Genomic DNA, 20,174 nt, shown 5'->3' on the forward strand with positions numbered 1-20,174 from the left:
AAACCGTCTTCCCGGTTGCCGCCCGCGCAGCGCGGGGCGACAACAGCGGCATAGCAGCCAGGACGGATAAAGAAGAGACAAATCGGCGTCGGGTAATCTTTTTCAGCATACAACCTCAGCGTTACAGCGTTTGCAGCAGGCTCGCTAACTGGCGATTAATCACCTGCTGATTGAATTCTGCTTCAACTTTTTGCCGCGCATTTTGCAGCACAGGGATCAGCGTCTGCTGATCGATATCGCTGAACGCGGCCAGACGGTCCGCCAGCGCCAGCGCATTGTTTTCAGGGACCAGCCAGCCGGAATGCTCAGAGGTGATCAGCTCCGGGATGCCGCTGTGTGACGTCGAGACCACCGGAATGCCGACGGCCATCGCCTCCATCAGCGCCACGGGAATGCCTTCCATATCGCCGTCAGCGCCGGTTACGGAAGGCAGCAGGAACACATCCGCCTCATCGAGCATGGCTTTCACTTCGTGGCTCGGCTTGAAGCCCGGCATCTCCACCACGTCTTCCAGCTGATACTGTTCGATCAGCGTGCGCAGGCGACGCTCCCACGGCCCGATACCCAGGATGCGATAGTGGAAGTCCACACCACGCGCCTTCAGCTGGCGACAGGCTTCGATGGCTACGTGCAGCCCTTTCTTTTCGGTCAGGCGGGCAACAGAGATAATTTGCAGCGGCTTGCCCGGCACCTTGACGGGTCGCTGGGTGAAGCGTTCCATGTCCACGCCCATGCGTGAAACGGTGATTTTCTCGCTCGGGCACCCCATGGTTTTCAGGCGCCCGGCCCACAGGTCGCTTATCGGCAGCATCATGTCACCACGGCGAAACAGCTGCTGATATTCCGGCGTGTAGTGGTTCAGCACTTCACGGCTGGAGATATCGATACCGTGGAAAATGGTGGCGATTTTGCCGTCAATTACCCCCAGCTCACGCAGTTTTGCCGCCGTGACGCCAGCCGGGCCAAAGTGAGCGATAAAGACATCGGCCCGGTACGGCTGGGCCGTTTGCCCACAAATGGCGGATAAGATCAGGTTGCGGGCCTCCCCCCCATAGCGCGACATATTCAGCGCCCGCCACGTCGAGGCGCGATGCAGACCGCGCAGCGTCTGTCCGGCGCGATGGCACAGTTTGTTCATCCGTCCGGCGGGTTCGTCCTGCAACCAGCGGGTTTTCGCCTCCAGCCCATACTGGGTATACGCCGCATGGGTGTTTTGCGTATCGCCCTTTTGCAGGGCGATAATCTCCACGTCATACCCCATATCGATAAACGCGGTGATTTGGTTCAGCACAAAAGTTTCAGACGACAGCGGAAATTTCAGTAAGAAGAAACCAACCTTCATTTCCCCTCCCGGACGCGGTCGAGGACGGATTTCACCATGCCAATACCTTTTTCGCGTTCGGCTTTCACCGACACCGCCAGACGTTCGTTGATCGCAGGCAGCTGGCCGAGCGTGTCGCCCACCATCGCACCCAGCGATCCGTCCAGCAGATGACGAATATCAACGGCCATTTCCGGCATACCGAGCTGCTGCATAATGCCTGCGGACTTGTGCTCGTAGTTGATAGCGATGGCTGGCGTGCCGAAGTTCATCGAGATAATGGCCGAGTGCAGACGCGTGCCCACGGTCAGGTCGCAGGCGGAGAGCAGCTTGCCCATCTCCAGGTCGTTCAGTTCGTCCATCACCACGTGATAGCGGGACGGGTCGTTGACCAGGTTACGCAGGTTGAGCGCCACCATGCGGTCATCTTTGTTGTAGCTGTCGATACCGGTACAGGTGGAGAGCGCCAGCACCTGGTAACCGCTGTCCAGCACGCGGTTCACCACCTCGGCAAAGGCTTTTTCATACGCCGCCTGAGTCGTGCCGAGGCGTTTATCGAACGGCGCAAGTTCACGCAGGGTAATGGCGACGGTTTTCTGTTTTGCCGCCACGTCCAGCCAGTGCTGTACCGCGTAGCTGGCCTGGAAGCTGTCATCCTGATGATCCACCAGCCAGGCGGTGTCTACGCCGTGCTCCACTTTGGTGGTGTCGATTTCGCTACGTTTCATCATGTCGAGGCTGACCGATTCACGCAGGATCAGCGCGTCACAGTGGCCGAAGACATAGTTCGCCAGCTGGTTGAACTGCGGATCCTGGAACGGCCCGACGCTGTGGCCAATCATAAACAGCGGTTTTTTCGCCATAAAGGTGCAGAGCGCATGCTCAAACTGCGGCACGCCGTACAGGTCAACGAAGAACGAACCGCCCACCTGAATAATGGCGTCATAGCCGGACAGCAGACGCACGAAATCGGTAAAGCCCTGCGCGATGGCGATGTTGCGCAGCTTGCCGGTGTCGGTTACGCGAGAAAGCAGCACCTGATGCTGGTAGCGGCGACGCAGTACTTTCTTCACGCGCCCCATCACGCCCGCAGCGTTGTTGTGCTGTTTCATCTGGCTGTAGAGCGGGTCGCCCATCACCGGGCGGTTCAGTAACCAGGATGAGCTGACCGGATAACGGCTCATCACATCCACTTCTGTCTCAGGCTTAAGGGTGTTAATTGCATCCAATAAACCGCGCAGGATGGCGCTGTCGCCACGGTTGCCGCAGGTATGGTTGCCAAGAATAAGTAATTTCATAATGGCCTCGTAAAATTAGCCTGCGCGAAGCAGCGTTTTCATTTTTTCGTTACGGCAAAACTGGCGCTTTATCTCAACCACCAGCGCATTGCGTGACAGCACAATCATCACGCCGAATGCCAGCGCGCCTGCCGTGACCTGCACCGCAAGCAGCGCCGCCAGCGGCAGATGCCCGTTGAGCACCACGCCCAGGCCGTAGCTCACCGCCAGAGTCGGTAAGGAGAGATAAAACGGCAGCCACAGGCTGAGAATGTACTGACGGTAGCTGGAGCCCAGCACCGGTTTGATCATCACGAAGTAGCTCAGCACGGTATTGACGATCTGCACCAGCAGGAAGCCGAGCGTCACGCCAATGGCACCCGCCATGTGCCCGCCCACAATAATTGCCGGAATAAACAGGAAGGTTTTAAACACGTTGAACTTGAAGCTGATATCCACGCGCGCCTTCGCCATCAGCAGAGAACCAATCGGGTTCCCCACCGAGCGCAGCAGCCCCACAACGCACAGCAGTTGCAGGATCGGGATGATGCTGTTCCACTTCCCGCCAAACACCAGCGGTACGAAATTGCTGGCGACCACCATCAGCCCCAGCAGTACCGGGAAGTTGATGATCCCCACCACGGAGAGCAGCTTGTAAAAGTTCACGCGCAGCTTCTCGGTATCGTCCTGAATTTTGGCGAACGCCGGGAACAGCACGCGGGTAATGATGGGGTTGAGCTTCATCGGCGGGACAACCGCGACGTTATACGCCAGGTTGTAGCCGCCCGCGACGCTCGCGCCCAGAATGCGCGCCAGCACCAGCGTAGAGAGGTTAGTATTCACATAGTTGATAATGCTGTCTGCCGTCAGCCACGCGCCGAAGCGTAGGTTGGATGAAACAGACGCCAGCGAAAAATGCAGTCCCGGGCGATAAATCTTGCGGCCAAAGAAGCCAAACAGCAGCGTGCGCACGGCAGAGTTAACGAGGTAGCCGAGAATGGCGGTCATCGCCAGCGGCCAGAAATGGGCGCTGACCACGGTGAAGGTAAAGCCCGCCAGCACGGCGCTGGTTTCAATCATGCCGATTTTGTTGAACTCCAGCTCCTTCTGCATCAGCGCGCGGAACTGCTGCCCGTGCGGGATCACCACGAAAGCGAACGACAGGGTGCGCATCAGCGGCGCCAGGTCCGGGTTATGCAGCACGCCGGCAATCACATCGCTCAGCAGGAACACCAGCACAAAGACGAAGATACCCAGCCCGACGTTCAGCCAGTAGAGGGTGGTCAGCTCCAGATGGCTGATCTCTTTGCGCTGGATAATGGAGTTGGCGATACCAAAGTCCGACAGCGTATCGGCCAGGGCGATAATCACCAGCGAGACGGTCAGCAGACCAAACTGGTGGTTATCGATTATGCGCGCCAGCACCGTCATCTGCACCAGGCCGAGGCCAATGATGACGATGGTGGCCATGGCTGACCATTTTGCGCCGCTGATGGTTTTTTCACGTAAGCTCATCTTAGTACGCCGCTTTGTTCACGAAGCCTTTGAAAATGGTCAGAAAAACAATCTTGATATCGAACCAGAGGCTCCACTCGCGGATGTACTCCAGGTCGAACTCGATGCGTTTTTCCATTTTTTCCAGCGTGTCGGTCTCGCCGCGCCAGCCGTTAATCTGCGCCCAGCCGGTGATGCCCGGCTTCACCTTATGGCGCAGCATGTAGCCTTCAATCAGGGTGCGATACTGCTCGTTGTGGGCAACAGCGTGAGGACGCGGCCCGACGATGGACATCCCCCCGGTGAACACGTTAATGAACTGCGGCAGCTCGTCCAGCGAGGTGCGGCGAAGGAAGTTGCCCACGCGGGTGACGCGCGGATCGTTCTGCGTCGCCTGGGTCACCACCTTGTCGTTCTCCATCACCTTCATGGAGCGGAATTTCCACACCATGATCGGCTTACCGTCCATGCCGTAGCGGGTCTGACGGAAGATGATCGGCCCTGGAGAGCTGAGCTTCACCGCCAGCGCAATGCAGCACAGCACCGGGGAGATGAGCAGCAGGATCAGGGACGAAAGTACGATATCCTCCACGCGCTTCAGCACGCGGTTAATCCCCGACAGCGGCGTGTCGTACAACGGAACAACCGGTACCCCGTTCACCTCTTCAATACGGGAGTGGAGAATATTGAAGGTAAACACGTCAGGGATGAGGATCACCGAGCAGGTGGTATCGGCCAGCTCGCGCATCAGTGTCTTGATGCGGGATTCATCTTTCATCTGCATGGCGATGTAGACGTTGTGAATTTTGCCGGCTTTCGCGTCTTCTATCAGCTGTTCGTAGCTGCCCGCCCAGTCAGATGGTACGCCGCCGGGCTTCGCGTCGTGATAAACGCCGACCACTTCAAAACCTAACCACGGCTCTTTGCGGAAGCTGTCGAGCAACACCTGTCCCACCGGCAGGTCGCCCGCCACGGCAACAAAGCGACGGTTATACCCACGGTTGCGCAGCCAGCCCGCGCCAAAGCGGATCAGCGAGCGGCAGACCACCATGCCAACGCTGGTTAACAGATACCAGCAGAGATAGGTCACAAGCCGATTATCAAAATCATGGCTGAACGCCACCAGGCCTGCGCTGAAAATCAGGCTTAAGGTCCAGTTCTGGAGCAGCAGCATCAGTTCGGTGGTCATTTTGACGCCACGCCATGAACGATAGAAATCGGTCATGCCGCCGATCATCTGAAACACCACCAGCGCAATCAACGCCATCAGCAAGTGCATGTATAAGAACGGCTGCCCGCTGACCCAACACACCGCCCACAGTCCGCCGACCATGATGGTGATATCAGAAAAACGCTGCACCATAGAGATTAACGATGCATTCGTTCTCGCTCGCTCGCGCTTTTTTAGATTTGTCATCGTTGTTCCTTTAGTTCTAAACCTTTCCCCTCGCCCCTCGCCCCGGCCCTCTCCCCAAAGGGGAGAGGGTGTTCAAGTTCCCTCTCCCCTGTGGGGAGAGGGTTAGGGTGAGGGGTAAGGTTTTCTTTTTACTGATTCAACAGCGCCAGAATGTCCTTCGTTCGGGCTTCCATCAGCGCGGTATCGGCGCGGGACTCAACGTTCAGGCGCACCACCGGCTCAGTGTTGGAAGAGCGCAGGTTGAAGCGCCACTGCGGGAACGCCATGCTGATACCGTCGGTACGGTCAATCTCCAGCGCATGAATGGCAAAGTGCTGTTCGACGCGGGCGATGGCCTCGGCTGGCTGTGCTAGTTTGCTGTTGATCTCGCCGCTCGCCGGGAACGCCGCCATGCGGTCGCGTACCAGTTCGCCCAGGCTCTGCCCTTTCAGGCACAGCAGCTCGGTTACCAGCAGCCACGGGATCATCCCGCTGTCGCAGTAGGCAAAATCACGGAAATAGTGGTGGGCGCTCATCTCGCCGCCGTAGATGGCGTCTTCCTCGCGCATACGCTCTTTGATAAACGCGTGGCCGGTTTTAGACATCACCGGCTCGCCGCCCGCGGCCTTCACCACGTCGACGGTGTTCCAGGAGAGGCGCGGATCATGAATGATCTTCGCCCCCGGGTTTTTCTCAAGGAACGCTTCCGCCAGCAGGCCAACGATGTAATAGCCTTCGATAAACTGCCCTTTCTCGTCGAACAGGAAGCAGCGGTCGAAATCGCCGTCAAAGGCGATACCCATATCGGCGCCGTGCTCAATCACCGCGTTGCGGGTGTCGTCGCGGCACTCCGGCAGCAGCGGGTTAGGAATACCGTTCGGGAAGTTTCCGTCAGGCGTGTTGTGCACTTTGACGAAGGTCACCGGCACGTTCAGCGCCTTAAAGCGGGCTTCAAGTGCATCGACAACCGGGCCTGCCGCGCCGTTGCCGGAGTTAATCACCAGCTTCAGCGGTTTGAGGTTCGCCACGTTGATGTAGCCCAGCAGGTGGTCGATGTACTCTTTTTGCAGGTTGATCTGCTTATAGCTGCCGCGCTTCGCTTCGTTCACCGGCGGGAAGTCGTTGGCCTCGGCCAGACGCTGCACGTCGCGCAGGCCGGTATCGCCGCTGATAGGACGCGCGCCCTTGCGCACCAGCTTCATGCCGTTGTAGTCCATCGGGTTATGGCTGGCCGTCACTTCGATACCGCCGTCCACGCCCAGATGGAAGGTGGCAAAATAGATCTCTTCGGTACCGGAAAGGCCAATGTCCAGCACGTCGACGCCCGCGTCCTGTAGCCCTTTCGCCAGCGCCAGCTTCAGGGATTCGCTGGTGAGACGCACGTCGCCGCCCAGCACGATAGTTTGTGGTTTCAGGTATTCGCCGTACGCGCGGCCGATGCGCCACGCAATGTCTTCGTTCAGCTCTTCGCCCAGCTTGCCGCGAATATCGTAGGCTTTAAAACAGGTTAATTTTTCCATGATGACCCCTTTTTCAGGCAACAGTTGGCCCGCCCGTTAACAGGCTTAATTGTTTTTTATTCATTCGTAGGCCGGATAAGCGAAGCGCCATCCGGCGTTAAGACGGCGCTACACCCGCCCGTAGCGGTCCTGGAAGCGCACGATATCGTCCTCTTCCAGATACGAACCGGAACGCACCTCAATTAAGTCGAGTGGAATTTTCCCCGGGTTTTCCAGACAGTGCGTGGCACCCAGCGGAATATAAATGGATTCGTTTTCACCGAGCAGCTTCACTTCACCGTTGATGGTCACTTTGGCGGTTCCCGCCACCACTACCCAGTGTTCGGCGCGGTGATGGTGCATCTGCACCGACAGCCCTTCACCCGGCTTCACGGTGATACGTTTCACCTGGTAACGCTCGCCGGCGTCAATGGAGTCATATTTGCCCCACGGACGGTAGACTTCGCGGTGAATATGGTGTTCGTGGCGGCCATCGGCCTTGATCTTCTCCACCACTTTTTTAACGTCCTGCACGGCATTACGGTCGGCAATCAGCACCGCGTCTTTGGTCTGCACGACCACCAGATCTTTCACCCCTACCGTGGTGACAAGGCCAGATTCGGCGTAGACGTAGCTGTTTTCCGTTTTGTGGCTGATCACATCACCGTGATGGACGTTACCCTCCGGGGTATGCGCGCTAATCTCCCACAGTGACGACCAGGAGCCAACGTCGCTCCAGCCCGCATCCATAGGCACCACTACCGCATCTGCCGTACGTTCCATCACCGCATAGTCAATGGACTCTTCCGGACAGGCGAGGAAGGCTTCTTCGTCCACGCGGATAAAATCGAGATCCGGATCCACCACCGCCATCGCTTTTTCGCAGGCATGTAAGATATCGGGGCGATATTTTTCCAGCTCTTCCAGGTAGCGACCGGCGCGGAACAGGAACATACCGCTGTTCCAGTAGTATTCACCGCTGGCCACGTAGGCCTGGGCGGTTTCCAGATTCGGTTTTTCGACAAACTGCGCCACGTCAAAGGCCACGCTGTCGCCTTCACCAGGCGTAACGCTGCCGCGGCGAATGTAGCCATAGCCGGTTTCCGGAAGATCCGGCACGATGCCGAAGGTCACCAGCTTGCCGTTCTCAGCGTAAGGAATCGCCGCGCGAACCGCGTCGCGGAAGGCGTCTTCCTGCTGAATAACGTGGTCAGCCGCCAGCACCAGCATCAGCGGGTCGCAGTCCGGGCTGCTGCGTTTTGCTGCCAGCGCCGCAAGAGCAATAGCAGGCGCGGTGTTGCGTCCGGCAGGCTCCAGAATGATATTTTCGGTCAGTTTATTCAGCTGGCGCAGTTGCTCGGCAACGATAAAGCGGTGCTGCTCGTTACAGATCACCACCGGGCTTTCACACTCCACGCCGTGCAGACGGTTAACCGTCGTTTGCAGCATGGTGAGGTCGCCCTTCAGGCACAGAAATTGTTTTGGATAAAGCACGCGGGACAGTGGCCACAACCGGCTCCCGGATCCACCCGCCATTACGACCGGATACAAAGTGGTTTGACTCATGATTTATCCCCGTATATCTGCAATAAATTGGCTCAGCACGTTCTCTTTCTCGAGCGTGCGTTCGGCATATTCACGTGCCACCGTGTTCTCTTTTGGCATGGCGAGTGCCTGCTCAATTCCGGTCACCAGCGCAGGAACCGATTCTGGCTCTACGCAAACGGCAATGCCCGGGTAGCTGTTGCACAGCTGGCCTAATTCTGTTGCGGCTTCTGCCGTAATCACCGCATTTCCGCCCACTGCCAGAATGTTGGTCAGCTTGGACGGCAGCACCGCATCCGCCGCGCCGCGTTTTTGCACCACCAGATGGCAATCTGCCATTTTCAGCAGCGCGGGCAGCGCGTCATAAGACTGAAGCGGGAAGAAGCGGATGTTGGTCAGTCCGCGCTCGCTGGCCATTTTTTCCAGCCGCGCTTTACCCCCGCCCTGCCCGACTATCACGAACATCCACGGGTGTTCGCTCAGCTGAAGCGCGGCGTCAATCACGCTCTCCAGCCCCTGTTTTTCACCGATGTTGCCTGAGTAAAGAATGATTTTTTGATCTTCAGGCAAACCGAGCTGCGCGCGTAACGCCTGCGCATCCTGGTCTGTCACATCGCGGAAACGCGCCACTTCGGACCAGTTCGGAAAGAAGATCACCTTCTCCGCCGGGACACCCTTCTCCTGCGCCTTGTTCATCATCGAGCGCGAGATGGTCGAGACGTAATCCACGTTGTGCAGGCCGCTGCGCTCAAAGGCGCTGGCGAGCTTCGCCACCTTGCCGCCCTTGCCTTTCCCGGCCATCCCCAGTCCGAGCATGGCGTCCACTTCATAATCCTGAATGTGCAGCAGGGTGCGCGCGCCGGAGAGTTTTCCCAGCAGGCGCATGCCTGGCGTGCAGAACAGCGTCGGCACCACGCCGATGATGCGATCCGGCTTCCAGCGACGTTGCGCCATCAGCGGGAAAAAACTGCTCAGGGCAAAGCTGCCCAGATGAATTAAACGTTTCAGCGTCGAGGGCTGTTTCGGCACGTAGAGCGGGCAGCGCCAGACGGTCGCAGCCCCCTCTTCGCGGCGGTAGCGCCAGCTGGAATAGCGTTCGCCTACCTTCCACTCCGGGTAATACGGCGGGGCAGTAATCACCCGCACGTCATGTCCCTGGCTCGCCATCCACTCGACCATCTCGCCGGTGTATTTCCCGATACCGGTAAGCTCCGGCGAGTAGTTAATTCCGTAGACGAGGATTTTCATAGGCCTGGCACCTCGGCCTGACGTTCCGCAAGGAAGTACGCCCGACTGTTGTCATGGACGTTGTCGTTTGCCAGCAGCGCCTCTGGCGTTAACCAGCGGTAATCGTCATGCTGAGAATCAGGCAGACGCAGGTCTGCCTCACTCACCTTCAGGCGGAACCCCAGCACGACATAGTGCGTGGTGAACCCGGTGCCCGAAAAGTTATCGTCATAGAAGTGCTGCCAGACCCCGTAAAACTGGCCCGCTGCCATCGGCAGTTGCAGGCCCAGTTCCGCCAGAGTGAGACGCTCAAACGCATCGCTTAGCGTCTCATCCTTCTGCACGCGCCCGCCGGGCACGAACCAGAAGCCCTGTGCAGGACGATTGGTTCGTTTCCCCAGCAAGAACTCGCCGCGTTCGTTCTCCACGATCAAATCAATTGAGATGAGCGGAGTGGAACGCACCACCGTGGCAAAATCTTCCTGACTTAAAAACATCATTACCCCCGGAAGCGGTGCTGGTTTTCCAGGAACCACTGGTAGGTGCTGGCCAGCCCCTGCTCCAGTGAGACCTCGTGATACCAGCCAAGCTGATGCAGACGGGTCACGTCCAGCAGCTTGCGCGGCGTGCCGTCCGGTTTGGTGGCATCAAACACCACGCGTCCTTTGTAGCCCACCACCTGCGCGATGGTCTGCGCCAGCTCGCGAATGGTGCAGTCCACGCCGGTCCCGACGTTAATGTGCGACAGCATCGGCTCGGTGTTTTCCTGCCACACCTCGCGATCCAGCTCCATGACGTGAATGCTGGCTGCCGCCATATCGTCCACGTGCAGGAACTCGCGCATTGGCGTGCCGCTGCCCCACACCACCACGTCCGGGGCGTTTTCGGCAGTCGCCTCGTGGAAACGACGCAGCAGCGCCGGGATCACGTGCGAATTGCTCGGGTGGAAGTTGTCGTGCGGTCCGTACAGGTTGGTCGGCATCACCGAGCGATAGTCGCGGTTATACTGACGGTTGTACGATTCACACAGCTTGATCCCGGCAATTTTGGCAATCGCGTACGGCTCGTTGGTGGCTTCCAGCGTGCCCTGCAACAGTTCGCTCTCGGCGATCGGCTGTTTCGCCATTTTTGGGTAGATACAGGATGAACCGAGGAACAGCAGCTTGTTCACGTTGTGCAGATGCGCCGCGTGAATGATGTTGCTCTCAATCATCATGTTCTCGTAGATGAAATCCGCCGGGTAGGTGTTGTTAGCGACAATGCCGCCCACCTTCGCCGCCGCCAGATACACCTGGTCGATACGTTCGCTGGCGAAGAAGTCCTGCACCGCTTTGCTGTCAAGCAGGTTCAGCTCGTCACGCGTGCGAACAATCACCTCAACGTCGCCGCGCTGTTCAAGCTGGCGGACAATCGCGGAACCCACCATTCCGCGATGACCGGCGACAAAAATACGTTGTTTTGTCATTCTCAGGACTCCAGCGCGATGGCAACCTCGTAGCCATGGGACTTGAGCAGGGAGTGTTTTTTCGCTGCTTCAAGATCTTTGGCCACCATCTCGGATACCATTTCTTGCAGGGTGGTTTCTGGTTTCCAGCCCAGCTTCTCGTGCGCTTTGGTTGGGTCGCCCAGCAGGGTTTCCACTTCAGCAGGACGGAAGTAACGCGGATCCACCTGAACAATCACGTCGCCTGGCTTCACGCCCGGTGCGTCGTGGCCGGTCACGGAAACAACGATACCCTTCTCTTCCACGCCGGTGCCTTCGAAGCGCAGCTTGATGCCCAGCTGTGCCGCAGCCATCTCAACGAACTGACGTACGGAGTACTGCACGCCGGTCGCGATCACGAAATCTTCTGGCTGTTCCTGCTGCAGCATCATCCACTGCATTTTCACGTAGTCTTTCGCATGGCCCCAGTCACGCAGGGAGTCCATGTTGCCGAGGTGCAGGCAGGATTCCAGACCCTGAGCGATGTTGGCGATAGCGCGGGTAATTTTACGGGTCACGAAGGTTTCGCCACGACGTGGGGATTCGTGGTTGAACAGAATGCCGTTACAGGCGTACATGCCGTAGGATTCACGGTAGTTCACAGTGATCCAATAAGCGTACAGTTTCGCTACCGCGTACGGAGAACGTGGGTAGAACGGCGTAGTCTCTTTCTGCGGAATTTCCTGCACCAGACCATACAGCTCAGAGGTAGATGCCTGATAGAAACGGGTTTTCTTCTCAAGACCCAGGAAGCGAATCGCTTCCAGCAGACGCAGCGTACCCATGGCGTCCACGTCAGCGGTGTATTCCGGGGATTCGAAGGAGACCGCAACGTGGCTCATCGCGCCCAGGTTGTAGACTTCATCCGGCTGTACTTCCTGCAGGATGCGGGTCAGGTTGGAGGTATCGGTCAGGTCGCCGTAGTGCAGGTGGAATTTCGGGTTCGCCGCGTGAGGATCCTGATAAATATGATCGACACGTTCGGTGTTAAATGAAGAGGCACGACGTTTAATACCGTGTACTTCATACCCTTTTTCCAGCAGTAACTCTGCCAGGTAAGAACCATCCTGCCCGGTAACGCCGGTGATGAGAGCGACTTTAGACATGTTTATATTCCTCTACTTATGAATTTAATCAGTTTCAACGCGTTCGCGTATCACCACTGCGGGGTTGCCACGGCAAATTTTATTTGCCGGTAGCGATTTAAAAACGCTGCTGCGGGCACCGACTACCGTGCCATCGCCAACAGAAACACCGGGTGCAACAAAGACGTCTGTTGCCAGCCAGCATTTTTCACCGATCACAACAGGCGAAGCGGTAATATCAAAATGCGGGCTCATAAAATCGTGGCTGCCGGTGCACAAATAACACTTCTGTGAAACCACCGAATTTGCGCCAATCGTAATCTCGCCAAGGGTATATAACACCGCGTCATCCCCAACCCAGGCGTAATCCCCAAGCGTTAATTTCCAGGGATAAGTAATTTTCACCGAAGGACGAATGACTACGTTTTTTCCTATTTTTGCGCCAAACAGACGCAGTAAAAATGCGCGCCAGCGGTACAGTATTTGCGGCGACCAGGCAAATAACGTTGCCTGTACAGCCCACCACAGTTGAACTTTAATACCGCTCCCGCCCCGAAAACCTTTCGGCACGGAGAATCCATTTAATTCCTGCATTACGTTTCCTTATATCTCAGGCTTTGTTATATAAGGCTTTCGCTTTACCCGTCGTTTTCAGACGTAAGAAATAAGATAATTCCGCCCAGAACCCCGGTACGCGTAATATTTTACGCTGCACGTTTTTGGCATCCTGGCACAATTCCAGATTATTCGAGGTTGACACGCCGCCCATTGAAAATTCGGATACCAGTCCTTTAATTCGACGGAACGGGTAGCCAGATTTGTACAGGCTGGCGGCCAGGGCATAATCTGATGACACTTTATATTGCAAATCATAAGGCTGCTTTTTCAGGCCACTCATCGGGAAGAAAATAGCCTGATGGCTTGCCGGCAAGCTGTGGTAGATATACCAGCCTGGTTTCGCGCCGCGCAGCACTTTTTTCCCCTCGCCGAAATCAAGCAGCGCATCACCGATAAACATGGCATCTTCTTTCTGGCGCGCCAGCTGGCGTGCAAACAGCGCCACATCTTCATGGAACACGTCGCCGGAATTGAGGAAGATGGCGTAGCGCCCCTGCGCCATGTTGATGCCTTTATTCATGGCATCGTAAATGCCTTTATCTTTCTCGCTGATGTAACGTAAGTTGAACTCACCGTTAAGTTTTTCCAGGAACTCCGCCGTGCCGTCGTTCGAGCCGCCATCGACCACGATCCACTCAAAGGTGAGGCTCGGATCGCGCGCCAGGTTGCGCAGCGAGCGCCAGGTTTTTACCACCCCTTCGTGGTTACGAAAGGCGACAGTAATGACGCTAAGAAACATAAATCACCTCATTTCGTCATACGCTCGTAATATTCAACGCTTTGCGCAAAATAAACGGACATACAATTAAGAATGCATATTCCGGGCTAAATATTGACCCGGTAAAAAACAACGACACCGGTGTGAACAGATAAAGTTGCACGCGAAAGTTCTGGTTATCACCAAACGCGTTAATCATCATTTTGAAAACTTTAAACAGATACCACAGTGTCAACAGTACGGCGAACCAGGAAAAATAGATAATTAACAGATACAGACCATTGTCTATGGTTTTACCGACATCCGCACCGTTAAAGATTCCGAATGATGCAACATATTCGTAAAGTGAGCCGAATCTTACTACGCCATCAATATGGGTTAAGGAATAACCCACCATCACCAGTGGACCAATGATGCGATAATAGGACGACGAACCTTCCGTTCCCAAATCACCCAGACGTTCAGAAATGTACGGGAAGGCGAATATTACGCCCACTAAAAATACCGTCAGAGAAATGATCGCCAGCGGCAGTTTTTTCTTAATCGCCTCTTTGTTCAGGTACTGGAACGCCCACTCCAGCAGGTAAAACAGAATAAACGTCATTACCCCTGAGAACGACCCTGACAGAACGATTCCTGCAAGAATCATAGCATCGGTCTTGGGGGTTTTGATACCGAACTGTTTGATGCTGAGCCAAATTGAGATTAATGCCAGAGCAAAAAACGCCGGTTCAAAATAGAGCGCAGTGGTACGCTTGCCACCAAACTTAATGAAGTTCAGTACATAGCTGTTACTGTATATAAGATATTTCGAAATTATTTCCATCAGGCTACTGCCGCCTGTGAGAATAATTTGCGCCATCTCCAATGCCGCAAGCATAACAATCAGCCCGACGACAATATAAAAGAACCTGAGGATTTTCCTATAATTGTGCGGAGAGATAGTTTTAAAACGAATACTCCACACCATGCCAATAATGATAACGATATAAACAAACAGCATGGTGGAGGTGACATATTTGCTGGCGTCCAGCGACTGACCAAAGATGTAGTTAAACGCCGTCAGACCAAACCCGATCCCCAGCGCAATCATCAGCTTTTTGAGGTTAAGCTTATCAACGTATAGCAACAGCAGAACCGGCAGGAAGGTGACGATGGTGATTGGGAAGCTTTCACCGAGCTGGGCAATCTTGACGTTGACCAGCAGGTAGATCAGCGGCAGCAGCAGATAACTACAGATTCTGATAGAACGAGACATACTCCTCCAGCATCTGTTGTCCACTGTACGCTTTGCGGCTGCGGTTGCGGAACGATTCCAGGTCCGTGCCAAAAACAGCCTGCGCGATATCGGCCTTCGACAACTGCACCAGCGGCAGCACCTCGTTTTCACTGAAGGTTTTACCGCCGGATTTCTCCAGCACTTCCCGCGCGGCGTCGCTGTGGGTGGCAATCACCGGCACGCCGATGGAGAGCGCTTCACACAGGATCAGCGGGTAGTTGTCCACGCGAGAGCTGAACACCAGCGCGTCCATACCGTTGAGCGCGCTCATCAGTTTGCGCTTGTCGGTTTCAAACCCGTGATTCACCACGTTAGCGCCTTCGAACGGCGAGAATTTGCCGAAGGTATGCAGTTCAATTTTGTCGCCGAGCGCCATCATGTCGCGCACCAGCTGTTGGTTGGTTTTGCCGTCGTAGCGCAGGTCATGGGCGACGACAGCGATTTTCGGCTTGCCGGTGGTAATGGCTACGGGCGTCAGTTCGGCCAGGATCTCTTCCGTCGCCACATCAATACCGTTGTTGATAATCTGGCAGCGCCCTGCTCCGTACAGGCTATTAAAAGCATCTGCCACGTGCTGGCTTGGAGAGATAAAGGTGCAGCCGAGCGAGAGCATGTCGCGGAACAGCTGACGCTTGCCCTCAACCAGCTGATGCGCGCGATCGACCTTCACCGGCGGATAGTTGCTGAGCGTAGGGCATTTCTGGCAGTTATCTTTCCAGCCTTCGCAGCCGTCGGTAAAGGCGCAGCGTCCGGTCACGCTCCAGTGGTCGTGTAGCGTCCAGACGAAACGGGTGTCCGGCTTGTGCGCCTTCACCTTGCCACAAAACGCTACCACCTCTTCCAGATTCAGCCAGTAGCTGTGTAGCACGTGGAAGTGCAGCACAACCGGCCCGCGGGTGCGGGTGACGGTGCGGTAGAGATTATTCAGGTTGCCGAACAGGTCGCGGTTAAACAGGCGGAACAGCGCAATATTGGCGATGGAGGTCAGACGTGGCGTCTGCTTCAACACCTGCGGATAGTTATCATGGCTGACGCTTTTCTTGCCGCCCTTGCCGTAACCGTAAACAAAGCGCGACTGTAATCCTTTTTGCAGCGCGCGCTGGTGCAGATCCAGCGCTACGCCTGCCGCCCCGCCCTCTGCGAGGCGTACGTTAAATTGCAGAATGTTCATTTAATCACCTTCACGCGGGCTTTCTCGCCCACCACCAGCGCATTGTCCGGAATGCTGTCCAGCACCACGCTGCCTGCGCCAACCGTCACGTTATTGCCCACGGTAATCTCCCCGATCATCACCACGTTGGCGCCCAGCTCGACGTTATTGCCAATCACCGGGCAGGCCAGGCTGTCTGGCCCACGGTTGCCGATTGTCACCCCGTGGCGAATAGTGAAATCATCACCCGCGACGACGAACTTGTTGATGACGACCGCATAGCCGTGATGAATGGTAAAGCGGCGGCCAATGGTGGCAGCGGCCTGAATTTCATAGCCAAAAAAGCATTCGGTGATGATGCGGTACAGCACCAGCACCGGCGCGGCCCAGATATTGTTCAGCACATTTTTTTTGCGCCACACCGAGCAAAAGTGCGCAATACGGTAGGCCAGAACCATGCAGCACGGGCGCAGGCTCCAGCTGTTAGCGCGGCAATCTTCCAGAAACATTATTTCCCCCGAAGCCCGTCAGCCAGACGCTTGCCGTTACGCACCGACAGCAGCGTCAGCAGCGTGCGCCAGTTCATGCGCTTATTGCGGATCTGATAGAGGGTAAAGAGCTGATACTTCCGGCTGGCACGGTCAAACTTGTCCTTGTGCTTGCGGTAAAAATGGAAGTAGCCCGAGAATTTTTTCGGTGACGAGGTGATCTGCATCTCCCCGTGGTTGATGTGCAGGATCTGCGTGGCCTCTTCCACCTTCCACGGCTCGCCGTACTCCACCACCATCCGCAGGAAAATGTCGTAATCCTGTGCGGCCTTCAGCTCGGTATCGAACAGACACTCCTTAAAGCGCCAGGCCCAGGTAAATACCTGATTGCCAATGATGTTGCGCTTGTAGAACAGGCGGCGGGAATACGGTGATTTCGGATACAGCGGCAGGCTGGCCGGCTGCGAATAGACCTCGCCCTGACAGACATAGTCGTTGGCATACAGAAACGCGTGGGTCACCAGCTGCGCTTTGTGCGACAGGAAGATCGACAGACGGTTTGGCGTCCATTCGTCATCATCGTCGATACCGGTCAGATACTGCCCTTTCGCCTGCATAATCGCCTGATTGCGCACCGCGCACGCCCCGGAGTTGATGGCGTTGTGCGTGTACACCACGCGCGGGTCGTTCAGGTCTTCGACAAACTTTTGCAGCTGTTCGTAAGAGGAGGAACAGTCATCCACGATAATCAGTTCCCAGTTATCGTAATCCTGACGCAGGACCGATTTAATCGCGCGGATCGCCAGCTGCTGACGATTCCATGTCGGCATATAGATAGAAATCAAAGGGCGTTGTGTGCTCATGTATTCCTCCTGCCCCTCACCCCGGCCCTCTCCCCGAAGGGGGGAGGGTGAAAGACCGCACCAGGCAGTCCCCTCTCCCCTCAGGGGAGAGGGTTAGGGTGAGGGGTGTGGGGTGTGTTTTGTTATTTAGAGTCAGACTTGTATTCGTACTCGTAGTAGCCGTAATCCTGATAACCCGTCGCACGGCGGAAGATGGAGTTCAGAATGACCCCTTTCACCTCAATACCGTTCTGCTCAAAGCGGCTCAGGCTGGTTTCCACTTCCTTCAGGGTGTTCACCGCATAGCGTGCAACCATCAGCGTGGTGCCCGCATGACGCCCTACCACGGCGGCGTCGGTGACCGCCAGAATTGGTGGGGTATCGATCAGCACCAGGTCATAGTTTTTGCTTGCCCACTCGATCAGCTGCGTGAAGCGCTCGCTCATCAGCAGTTCAGACGGGTTCGGCGGTACCTGGCCACGCGGGATCAGGTCAAATTTCGGAATCGAGGTCGGCTTGGCGCTCTCGCTGATCTCCCCTTTACCCAGCAGGATTTCCGACAGGCCATTAACGTTGTTGGTACCCAGCAGCTCATGGGTGTAGCCCTTACGCATGTCGCAGTCGATCAGCAGCACGCGCTTGTTGGTCTGGCTCACCACCGCCGCCAGGTTGGCACAGACGAAGGTCTTACCAATTGACGGGCTGACACCTGTCATCATCAGGACGTTGTTTTTGGCCTGCATCATGGCGAAGTGGAGGCTGGTACGCAGACTACGCACCGCTTCAATCGCCAGGTCGGTCGGGTTACCCACGGCCAGCAGCTGGCTCTGTTTGTAACGCTTGACGCCCTTAACGGTTTTGACGCTGTCACGGGACTTCTGCCACTCCGAAAGCGGGATGCTGGCGTACACGCTGATCCCGTTCTCTTCCAGCACCTGCGGGCTTTCGATACCGCGGTTGAACAGCGAGCGCAGCAGCACGCCGACGATAGAGAGCATCAGGCCGAGAATAATGCTGCCGAGGATAATCAGCGCTTTCTTCGGCTTCAGCACGCCCGGCTGGGTAATCGCCGGGTCAACGATACGCACGTCGCCCACGGTGCTGGCTTCGGTGATTTTCAGCTCCTGCTGCTTGTTCAGCAGTTGCATGTAAACCTGCTGGCCGGATTCCACATCACGCGTCAGGCGTACGATTTCCTGCTGCGTCTTCGGCATCGCGGTCACGCGGTCATTCAGCTTCGCCTTCTCTTCTTCCAGGGTACGACGTTTCTCGAGCAGCGTGCGGTACGCCGGGTGACGTTTGGTATAGAGCTTGGAAATTTCCGCCTCTTTAAAGGTCAGCTCGTTTAGCTGCGCATCAATATTGACCATGGAGTCGAGAACCGATTTCGCCTCCAGCGGCAGGTCGACGGAGTCTTTATCCTGACGGTATGCGTTCAGCTTGTTCTCGGCGTCATCCAGACGGGCGCGCACCTCCGGCAGCTGTTTACTGAGGAACGCGAGGCTTTTAGCGGCTTCCGCTGACTTGCGCTCAACGTTCTGCTCAAGGTAGTTACGGGTGATGCTGTTCAGGATGTCGCGGATTTGATCCTTGTCTTCACCGGTGAAGGTCATGCTCAGGACGCCGGTGTCCTTGCCGTTTTCGGTGACGGTCAGGTTGTTTTGCAGATTGTTGATCATTCCGAGCGTCGAGAATTTGGTGACCGTAAACTCACCGCCCTCGTGCGCTTGAATGGCACCAACCCTGATGCTCACGCCCTCTTTGGTCAGCATCTGCCCCACTTCGCCGCGCGCGCTGAAGCCTGCGTCGCTGGTCAGCTGATACTGTTTTGGTCCCAGCACGGTCAGGGTAAAGGTTTGGTCCCCTGCCCCTTTTGGAATCACGAAGTCAGTCACTTTTACCGTATCGTTACTGCGCCCCATCAGGCGATCCCAGCCTGCGCCAAACACCGGGAAGGTGTTTTTGGTGACCGCGATATCCAGCCCCAGATCGTGAACCGTTTTGCCCAATACCAGGCGCGACTGGATCAGCTGAATTTCAGCCTCCGATGCCGGCGGCTTGTTGGCCAGCGCAGAGCCGATATCCTGAACCAGCGAGTTTCCGGTATTTTGTTCGATCTGCACCAGCGCGTCGGCGCTGTAAATAGGCGTCGCGAACAGCGTATAAACGATCGCCGCCACGGCAAAGATGGCGGTTATACCCAGCACCCACCATTTCGCTTCAATAACGGTCCCGACCAGGCGACCGATATCGATTTCATCACTGCCCGACGTCGGGGCGGCAGAAGGTCTTGTTTTTTCTGTCATTGTTATCCCTGCTGAGCTTTCAGTGCCTGCGCCCACTGGCGGGCAGACTGGTCTAGTAAGGTGTATACCGCCTCAAAGGCCTCGCGGCTCTTGCGATACGGATCGGGAATTTCGCGCTCACCATCCCAGTGACCAAACAGCATCACCTTGCCGCGCATCTCCGGTGCGATATCGCACAGCGCGTGAATGTGGCGTTTTTCCATCGCGAGGATCAGGTCATATTCCCGGCACATTCGGCCAGAGACCTGACGGGCAACGTGCCCGTCGAGTGAGAGGTTATGCTCAAGGGCGACGCTTGCGGCACGTTCGTCGGCACCTTTTCCGACCAGCGCGCCCAGCCCTGCGGAGTCGACCGTTAACGCAGGCTGGTAATTTTTCAACAGCCTTTCAGCCGTGGGGGAACGGCAAATGTTCCCCACACACACCACCAGAATTTTGTTAAACAT

18 protein-coding genes are annotated in these 20,174 nt (G+C 56.3%); all 18 read right to left on the reverse strand.

Annotated elements, in window-relative coordinates:
* Positions 1-121 precede the first annotated feature (121 nt).
* Positions 122-1,342, reverse strand: coding sequence for a colanic acid biosynthesis glycosyltransferase WcaL (wcaL, locus tag ACOTX2_RS01845; protein WP_063147731.1), 1,221 nt, complete (start codon positions 1,340-1,342; stop codon positions 122-124).
* Complete coding sequence (gene wcaK, locus ACOTX2_RS01850) at positions 1,339-2,619, reverse strand: colanic acid biosynthesis pyruvyl transferase WcaK (protein ID WP_063147730.1); 1,281 nt, start codon at positions 2,617-2,619, stop codon at positions 1,339-1,341. The genes wcaL and wcaK overlap by 4 nt, the downstream gene beginning before the upstream one ends.
* Before the next feature lie 15 nt (positions 2,620-2,634).
* Positions 2,635-4,113 carry a colanic acid undecaprenyl disphosphate flippase WzxC gene (gene wzxC / locus ACOTX2_RS01855; protein ID WP_063843711.1) on the reverse strand — a complete coding sequence of 493 codons (1,479 nt, stop codon included), beginning with the start codon at positions 4,111-4,113 and terminating at the stop codon, positions 2,635-2,637.
* Between the two features lies 1 nt (position 4,114).
* On the reverse strand, positions 4,115-5,509 hold the full coding sequence (wcaJ, locus tag ACOTX2_RS01860) for an undecaprenyl-phosphate glucose phosphotransferase (protein WP_023300544.1): 1,395 nt from the start codon (positions 5,507-5,509) through the stop codon (positions 4,115-4,117).
* 128 nt (positions 5,510-5,637) lie between these two features.
* Positions 5,638-7,008: a colanic acid biosynthesis phosphomannomutase CpsG gene (gene cpsG / locus ACOTX2_RS01865; protein WP_022648631.1), complete on the reverse strand. Its 1,371-nt coding sequence runs from the start codon at positions 7,006-7,008 to the stop codon at positions 5,638-5,640.
* 108 nt (positions 7,009-7,116) lie between these two features.
* Complete coding sequence (cpsB, locus tag ACOTX2_RS01870) at positions 7,117-8,553, reverse strand: mannose-1-phosphate guanyltransferase (protein ID WP_063137677.1); 1,437 nt, start codon at positions 8,551-8,553, stop codon at positions 7,117-7,119.
* 3 nt (positions 8,554-8,556) lie between these two features.
* Positions 8,557-9,780 carry a colanic acid biosynthesis fucosyltransferase WcaI gene (gene wcaI / locus ACOTX2_RS01875; protein WP_022648633.1) on the reverse strand — a complete coding sequence of 408 codons (1,224 nt, stop codon included), beginning with the start codon at positions 9,778-9,780 and terminating at the stop codon, positions 8,557-8,559.
* Entirely contained in the window at positions 9,777-10,256 is a 480-nt protein-coding gene (locus ACOTX2_RS01880; RefSeq protein WP_074136338.1) for a GDP-mannose mannosyl hydrolase, read from the reverse strand. Before ACOTX2_RS01880 ends, wcaI begins: the two co-directional genes overlap by 4 nt.
* Before the next feature lie 2 nt (positions 10,257-10,258).
* Positions 10,259-11,224, reverse strand: a complete 966-nt coding sequence (gene fcl, locus ACOTX2_RS01885) for a GDP-L-fucose synthase (protein WP_015572377.1) — start codon at positions 11,222-11,224, stop codon at positions 10,259-10,261.
* Positions 11,225-11,226: 2 nt separating this feature from the next.
* Positions 11,227-12,348, reverse strand: coding sequence for a GDP-mannose 4,6-dehydratase (gmd, locus tag ACOTX2_RS01890; RefSeq protein ID WP_003863514.1), 1,122 nt, complete (start codon positions 12,346-12,348; stop codon positions 11,227-11,229).
* Positions 12,349-12,372: 24 nt separating this feature from the next.
* On the reverse strand, positions 12,373-12,921 hold the full coding sequence (gene wcaF / locus ACOTX2_RS01895; protein ID WP_003863512.1) for a colanic acid biosynthesis acetyltransferase WcaF: 549 nt from the start codon (positions 12,919-12,921) through the stop codon (positions 12,373-12,375).
* 16 nt (positions 12,922-12,937) lie between these two features.
* Positions 12,938-13,684 carry a colanic acid biosynthesis glycosyltransferase WcaE gene (gene wcaE, locus ACOTX2_RS01900; RefSeq protein ID WP_023300546.1) on the reverse strand — a complete coding sequence of 249 codons (747 nt, stop codon included), beginning with the start codon at positions 13,682-13,684 and terminating at the stop codon, positions 12,938-12,940.
* 16 nt (positions 13,685-13,700) lie between these two features.
* A complete protein-coding gene (gene wcaD, locus ACOTX2_RS01905; protein ID WP_022648637.1) occupies positions 13,701-14,921 on the reverse strand; it encodes a colanic acid polymerase WcaD in 1,221 nt (406 codons plus the stop codon).
* Positions 14,896-16,113 carry a colanic acid biosynthesis glycosyltransferase WcaC gene (gene wcaC, locus ACOTX2_RS01910; RefSeq protein WP_023300547.1) on the reverse strand — a complete coding sequence of 406 codons (1,218 nt, stop codon included), beginning with the start codon at positions 16,111-16,113 and terminating at the stop codon, positions 14,896-14,898. The genes wcaD and wcaC overlap by 26 nt, the downstream gene beginning before the upstream one ends.
* Positions 16,110-16,601, reverse strand: a complete 492-nt coding sequence (gene wcaB, locus ACOTX2_RS01915) for a colanic acid biosynthesis acetyltransferase WcaB (protein ID WP_023300548.1) — start codon at positions 16,599-16,601, stop codon at positions 16,110-16,112. The genes wcaC and wcaB overlap by 4 nt, the downstream gene beginning before the upstream one ends.
* Positions 16,601-17,443, reverse strand: a complete 843-nt coding sequence (wcaA, locus tag ACOTX2_RS01920) for a colanic acid biosynthesis glycosyltransferase WcaA (RefSeq protein WP_006811246.1) — start codon at positions 17,441-17,443, stop codon at positions 16,601-16,603. Before wcaA ends, wcaB begins: the two co-directional genes overlap by 1 nt.
* Before the next feature lie 122 nt (positions 17,444-17,565).
* Positions 17,566-19,728, reverse strand: a complete 2,163-nt coding sequence (gene wzc, locus ACOTX2_RS01925) for a tyrosine-protein kinase Wzc (protein WP_063147728.1) — start codon at positions 19,726-19,728, stop codon at positions 17,566-17,568.
* 2 nt (positions 19,729-19,730) lie between these two features.
* Entirely contained in the window at positions 19,731-20,174 is a 444-nt protein-coding gene (gene wzb, locus ACOTX2_RS01930; RefSeq protein WP_003862078.1) for a low molecular weight protein-tyrosine-phosphatase Wzb, read from the reverse strand.

The sequence above is a fragment of the Enterobacter cloacae complex sp. IR5412 genome, assembly GCF_049237385.1.
In the GTDB taxonomy this organism is placed as follows: Bacteria; Pseudomonadota; Gammaproteobacteria; order Enterobacterales; family Enterobacteriaceae; genus Enterobacter; species Enterobacter intestinihominis.

Bases quoted from the DNA above. Each gene is read 5' to 3' on its own strand.
- wcaJ (WP_023300544.1), bottom strand. From the start codon at position 5,509: ATGACAAATCTAAAAAAGCGCGAGCGAGCGAGAACGAATGCATCGTTA.
- wzb (WP_003862078.1), bottom strand. From the start codon at position 20,174: ATGTTTAACAAAATTCTGGTGGTGTGTGTGGGGAACATTTGCCGTTCC.
- fcl (WP_015572377.1), bottom strand. From the start codon at position 11,224: ATGACAAAACAACGTATTTTTGTCGCCGGTCATCGCGGAATGGTGGGT.
- wcaE (WP_023300546.1), bottom strand. From the start codon at position 13,684: ATGTTTCTTAGCGTCATTACTGTCGCCTTTCGTAACCACGAAGGGGTG.
- ACOTX2_RS01880 (WP_074136338.1), bottom strand. From the start codon at position 10,256: ATGTTTTTAAGTCAGGAAGATTTTGCCACGGTGGTGCGTTCCACTCCG.
- wcaC (WP_023300547.1), bottom strand. From the start codon at position 16,113: ATGAACATTCTGCAATTTAACGTACGCCTCGCAGAGGGCGGGGCGGCA.
- wzc (WP_063147728.1), bottom strand. From the start codon at position 19,728: ATGACAGAAAAAACAAGACCTTCTGCCGCCCCGACGTCGGGCAGTGAT.
- wcaB (WP_023300548.1), bottom strand. From the start codon at position 16,601: ATGTTTCTGGAAGATTGCCGCGCTAACAGCTGGAGCCTGCGCCCGTGC.
- cpsG (WP_022648631.1), bottom strand. From the start codon at position 7,008: ATGGAAAAATTAACCTGTTTTAAAGCCTACGATATTCGCGGCAAGCTG.
- wcaI (WP_022648633.1), bottom strand. From the start codon at position 9,780: ATGAAAATCCTCGTCTACGGAATTAACTACTCGCCGGAGCTTACCGGT.
- wcaF (WP_003863512.1), bottom strand. From the start codon at position 12,921: ATGCAGGAATTAAATGGATTCTCCGTGCCGAAAGGTTTTCGGGGCGGG.
- wcaK (WP_063147730.1), bottom strand. From the start codon at position 2,619: ATGAAATTACTTATTCTTGGCAACCATACCTGCGGCAACCGTGGCGAC.
- gmd (WP_003863514.1), bottom strand. From the start codon at position 12,348: ATGTCTAAAGTCGCTCTCATCACCGGCGTTACCGGGCAGGATGGTTCT.
- wcaA (WP_006811246.1), bottom strand. From the start codon at position 17,443: ATGAGCACACAACGCCCTTTGATTTCTATCTATATGCCGACATGGAAT.
- wcaL (WP_063147731.1), bottom strand. From the start codon at position 1,342: ATGAAGGTTGGTTTCTTCTTACTGAAATTTCCGCTGTCGTCTGAAACT.
- wzxC (WP_063843711.1), bottom strand. From the start codon at position 4,113: ATGAGCTTACGTGAAAAAACCATCAGCGGCGCAAAATGGTCAGCCATG.
- wcaD (WP_022648637.1), bottom strand. From the start codon at position 14,921: ATGTCTCGTTCTATCAGAATCTGTAGTTATCTGCTGCTGCCGCTGATC.
- cpsB (WP_063137677.1), bottom strand. From the start codon at position 8,553: ATGAGTCAAACCACTTTGTATCCGGTCGTAATGGCGGGTGGATCCGGG.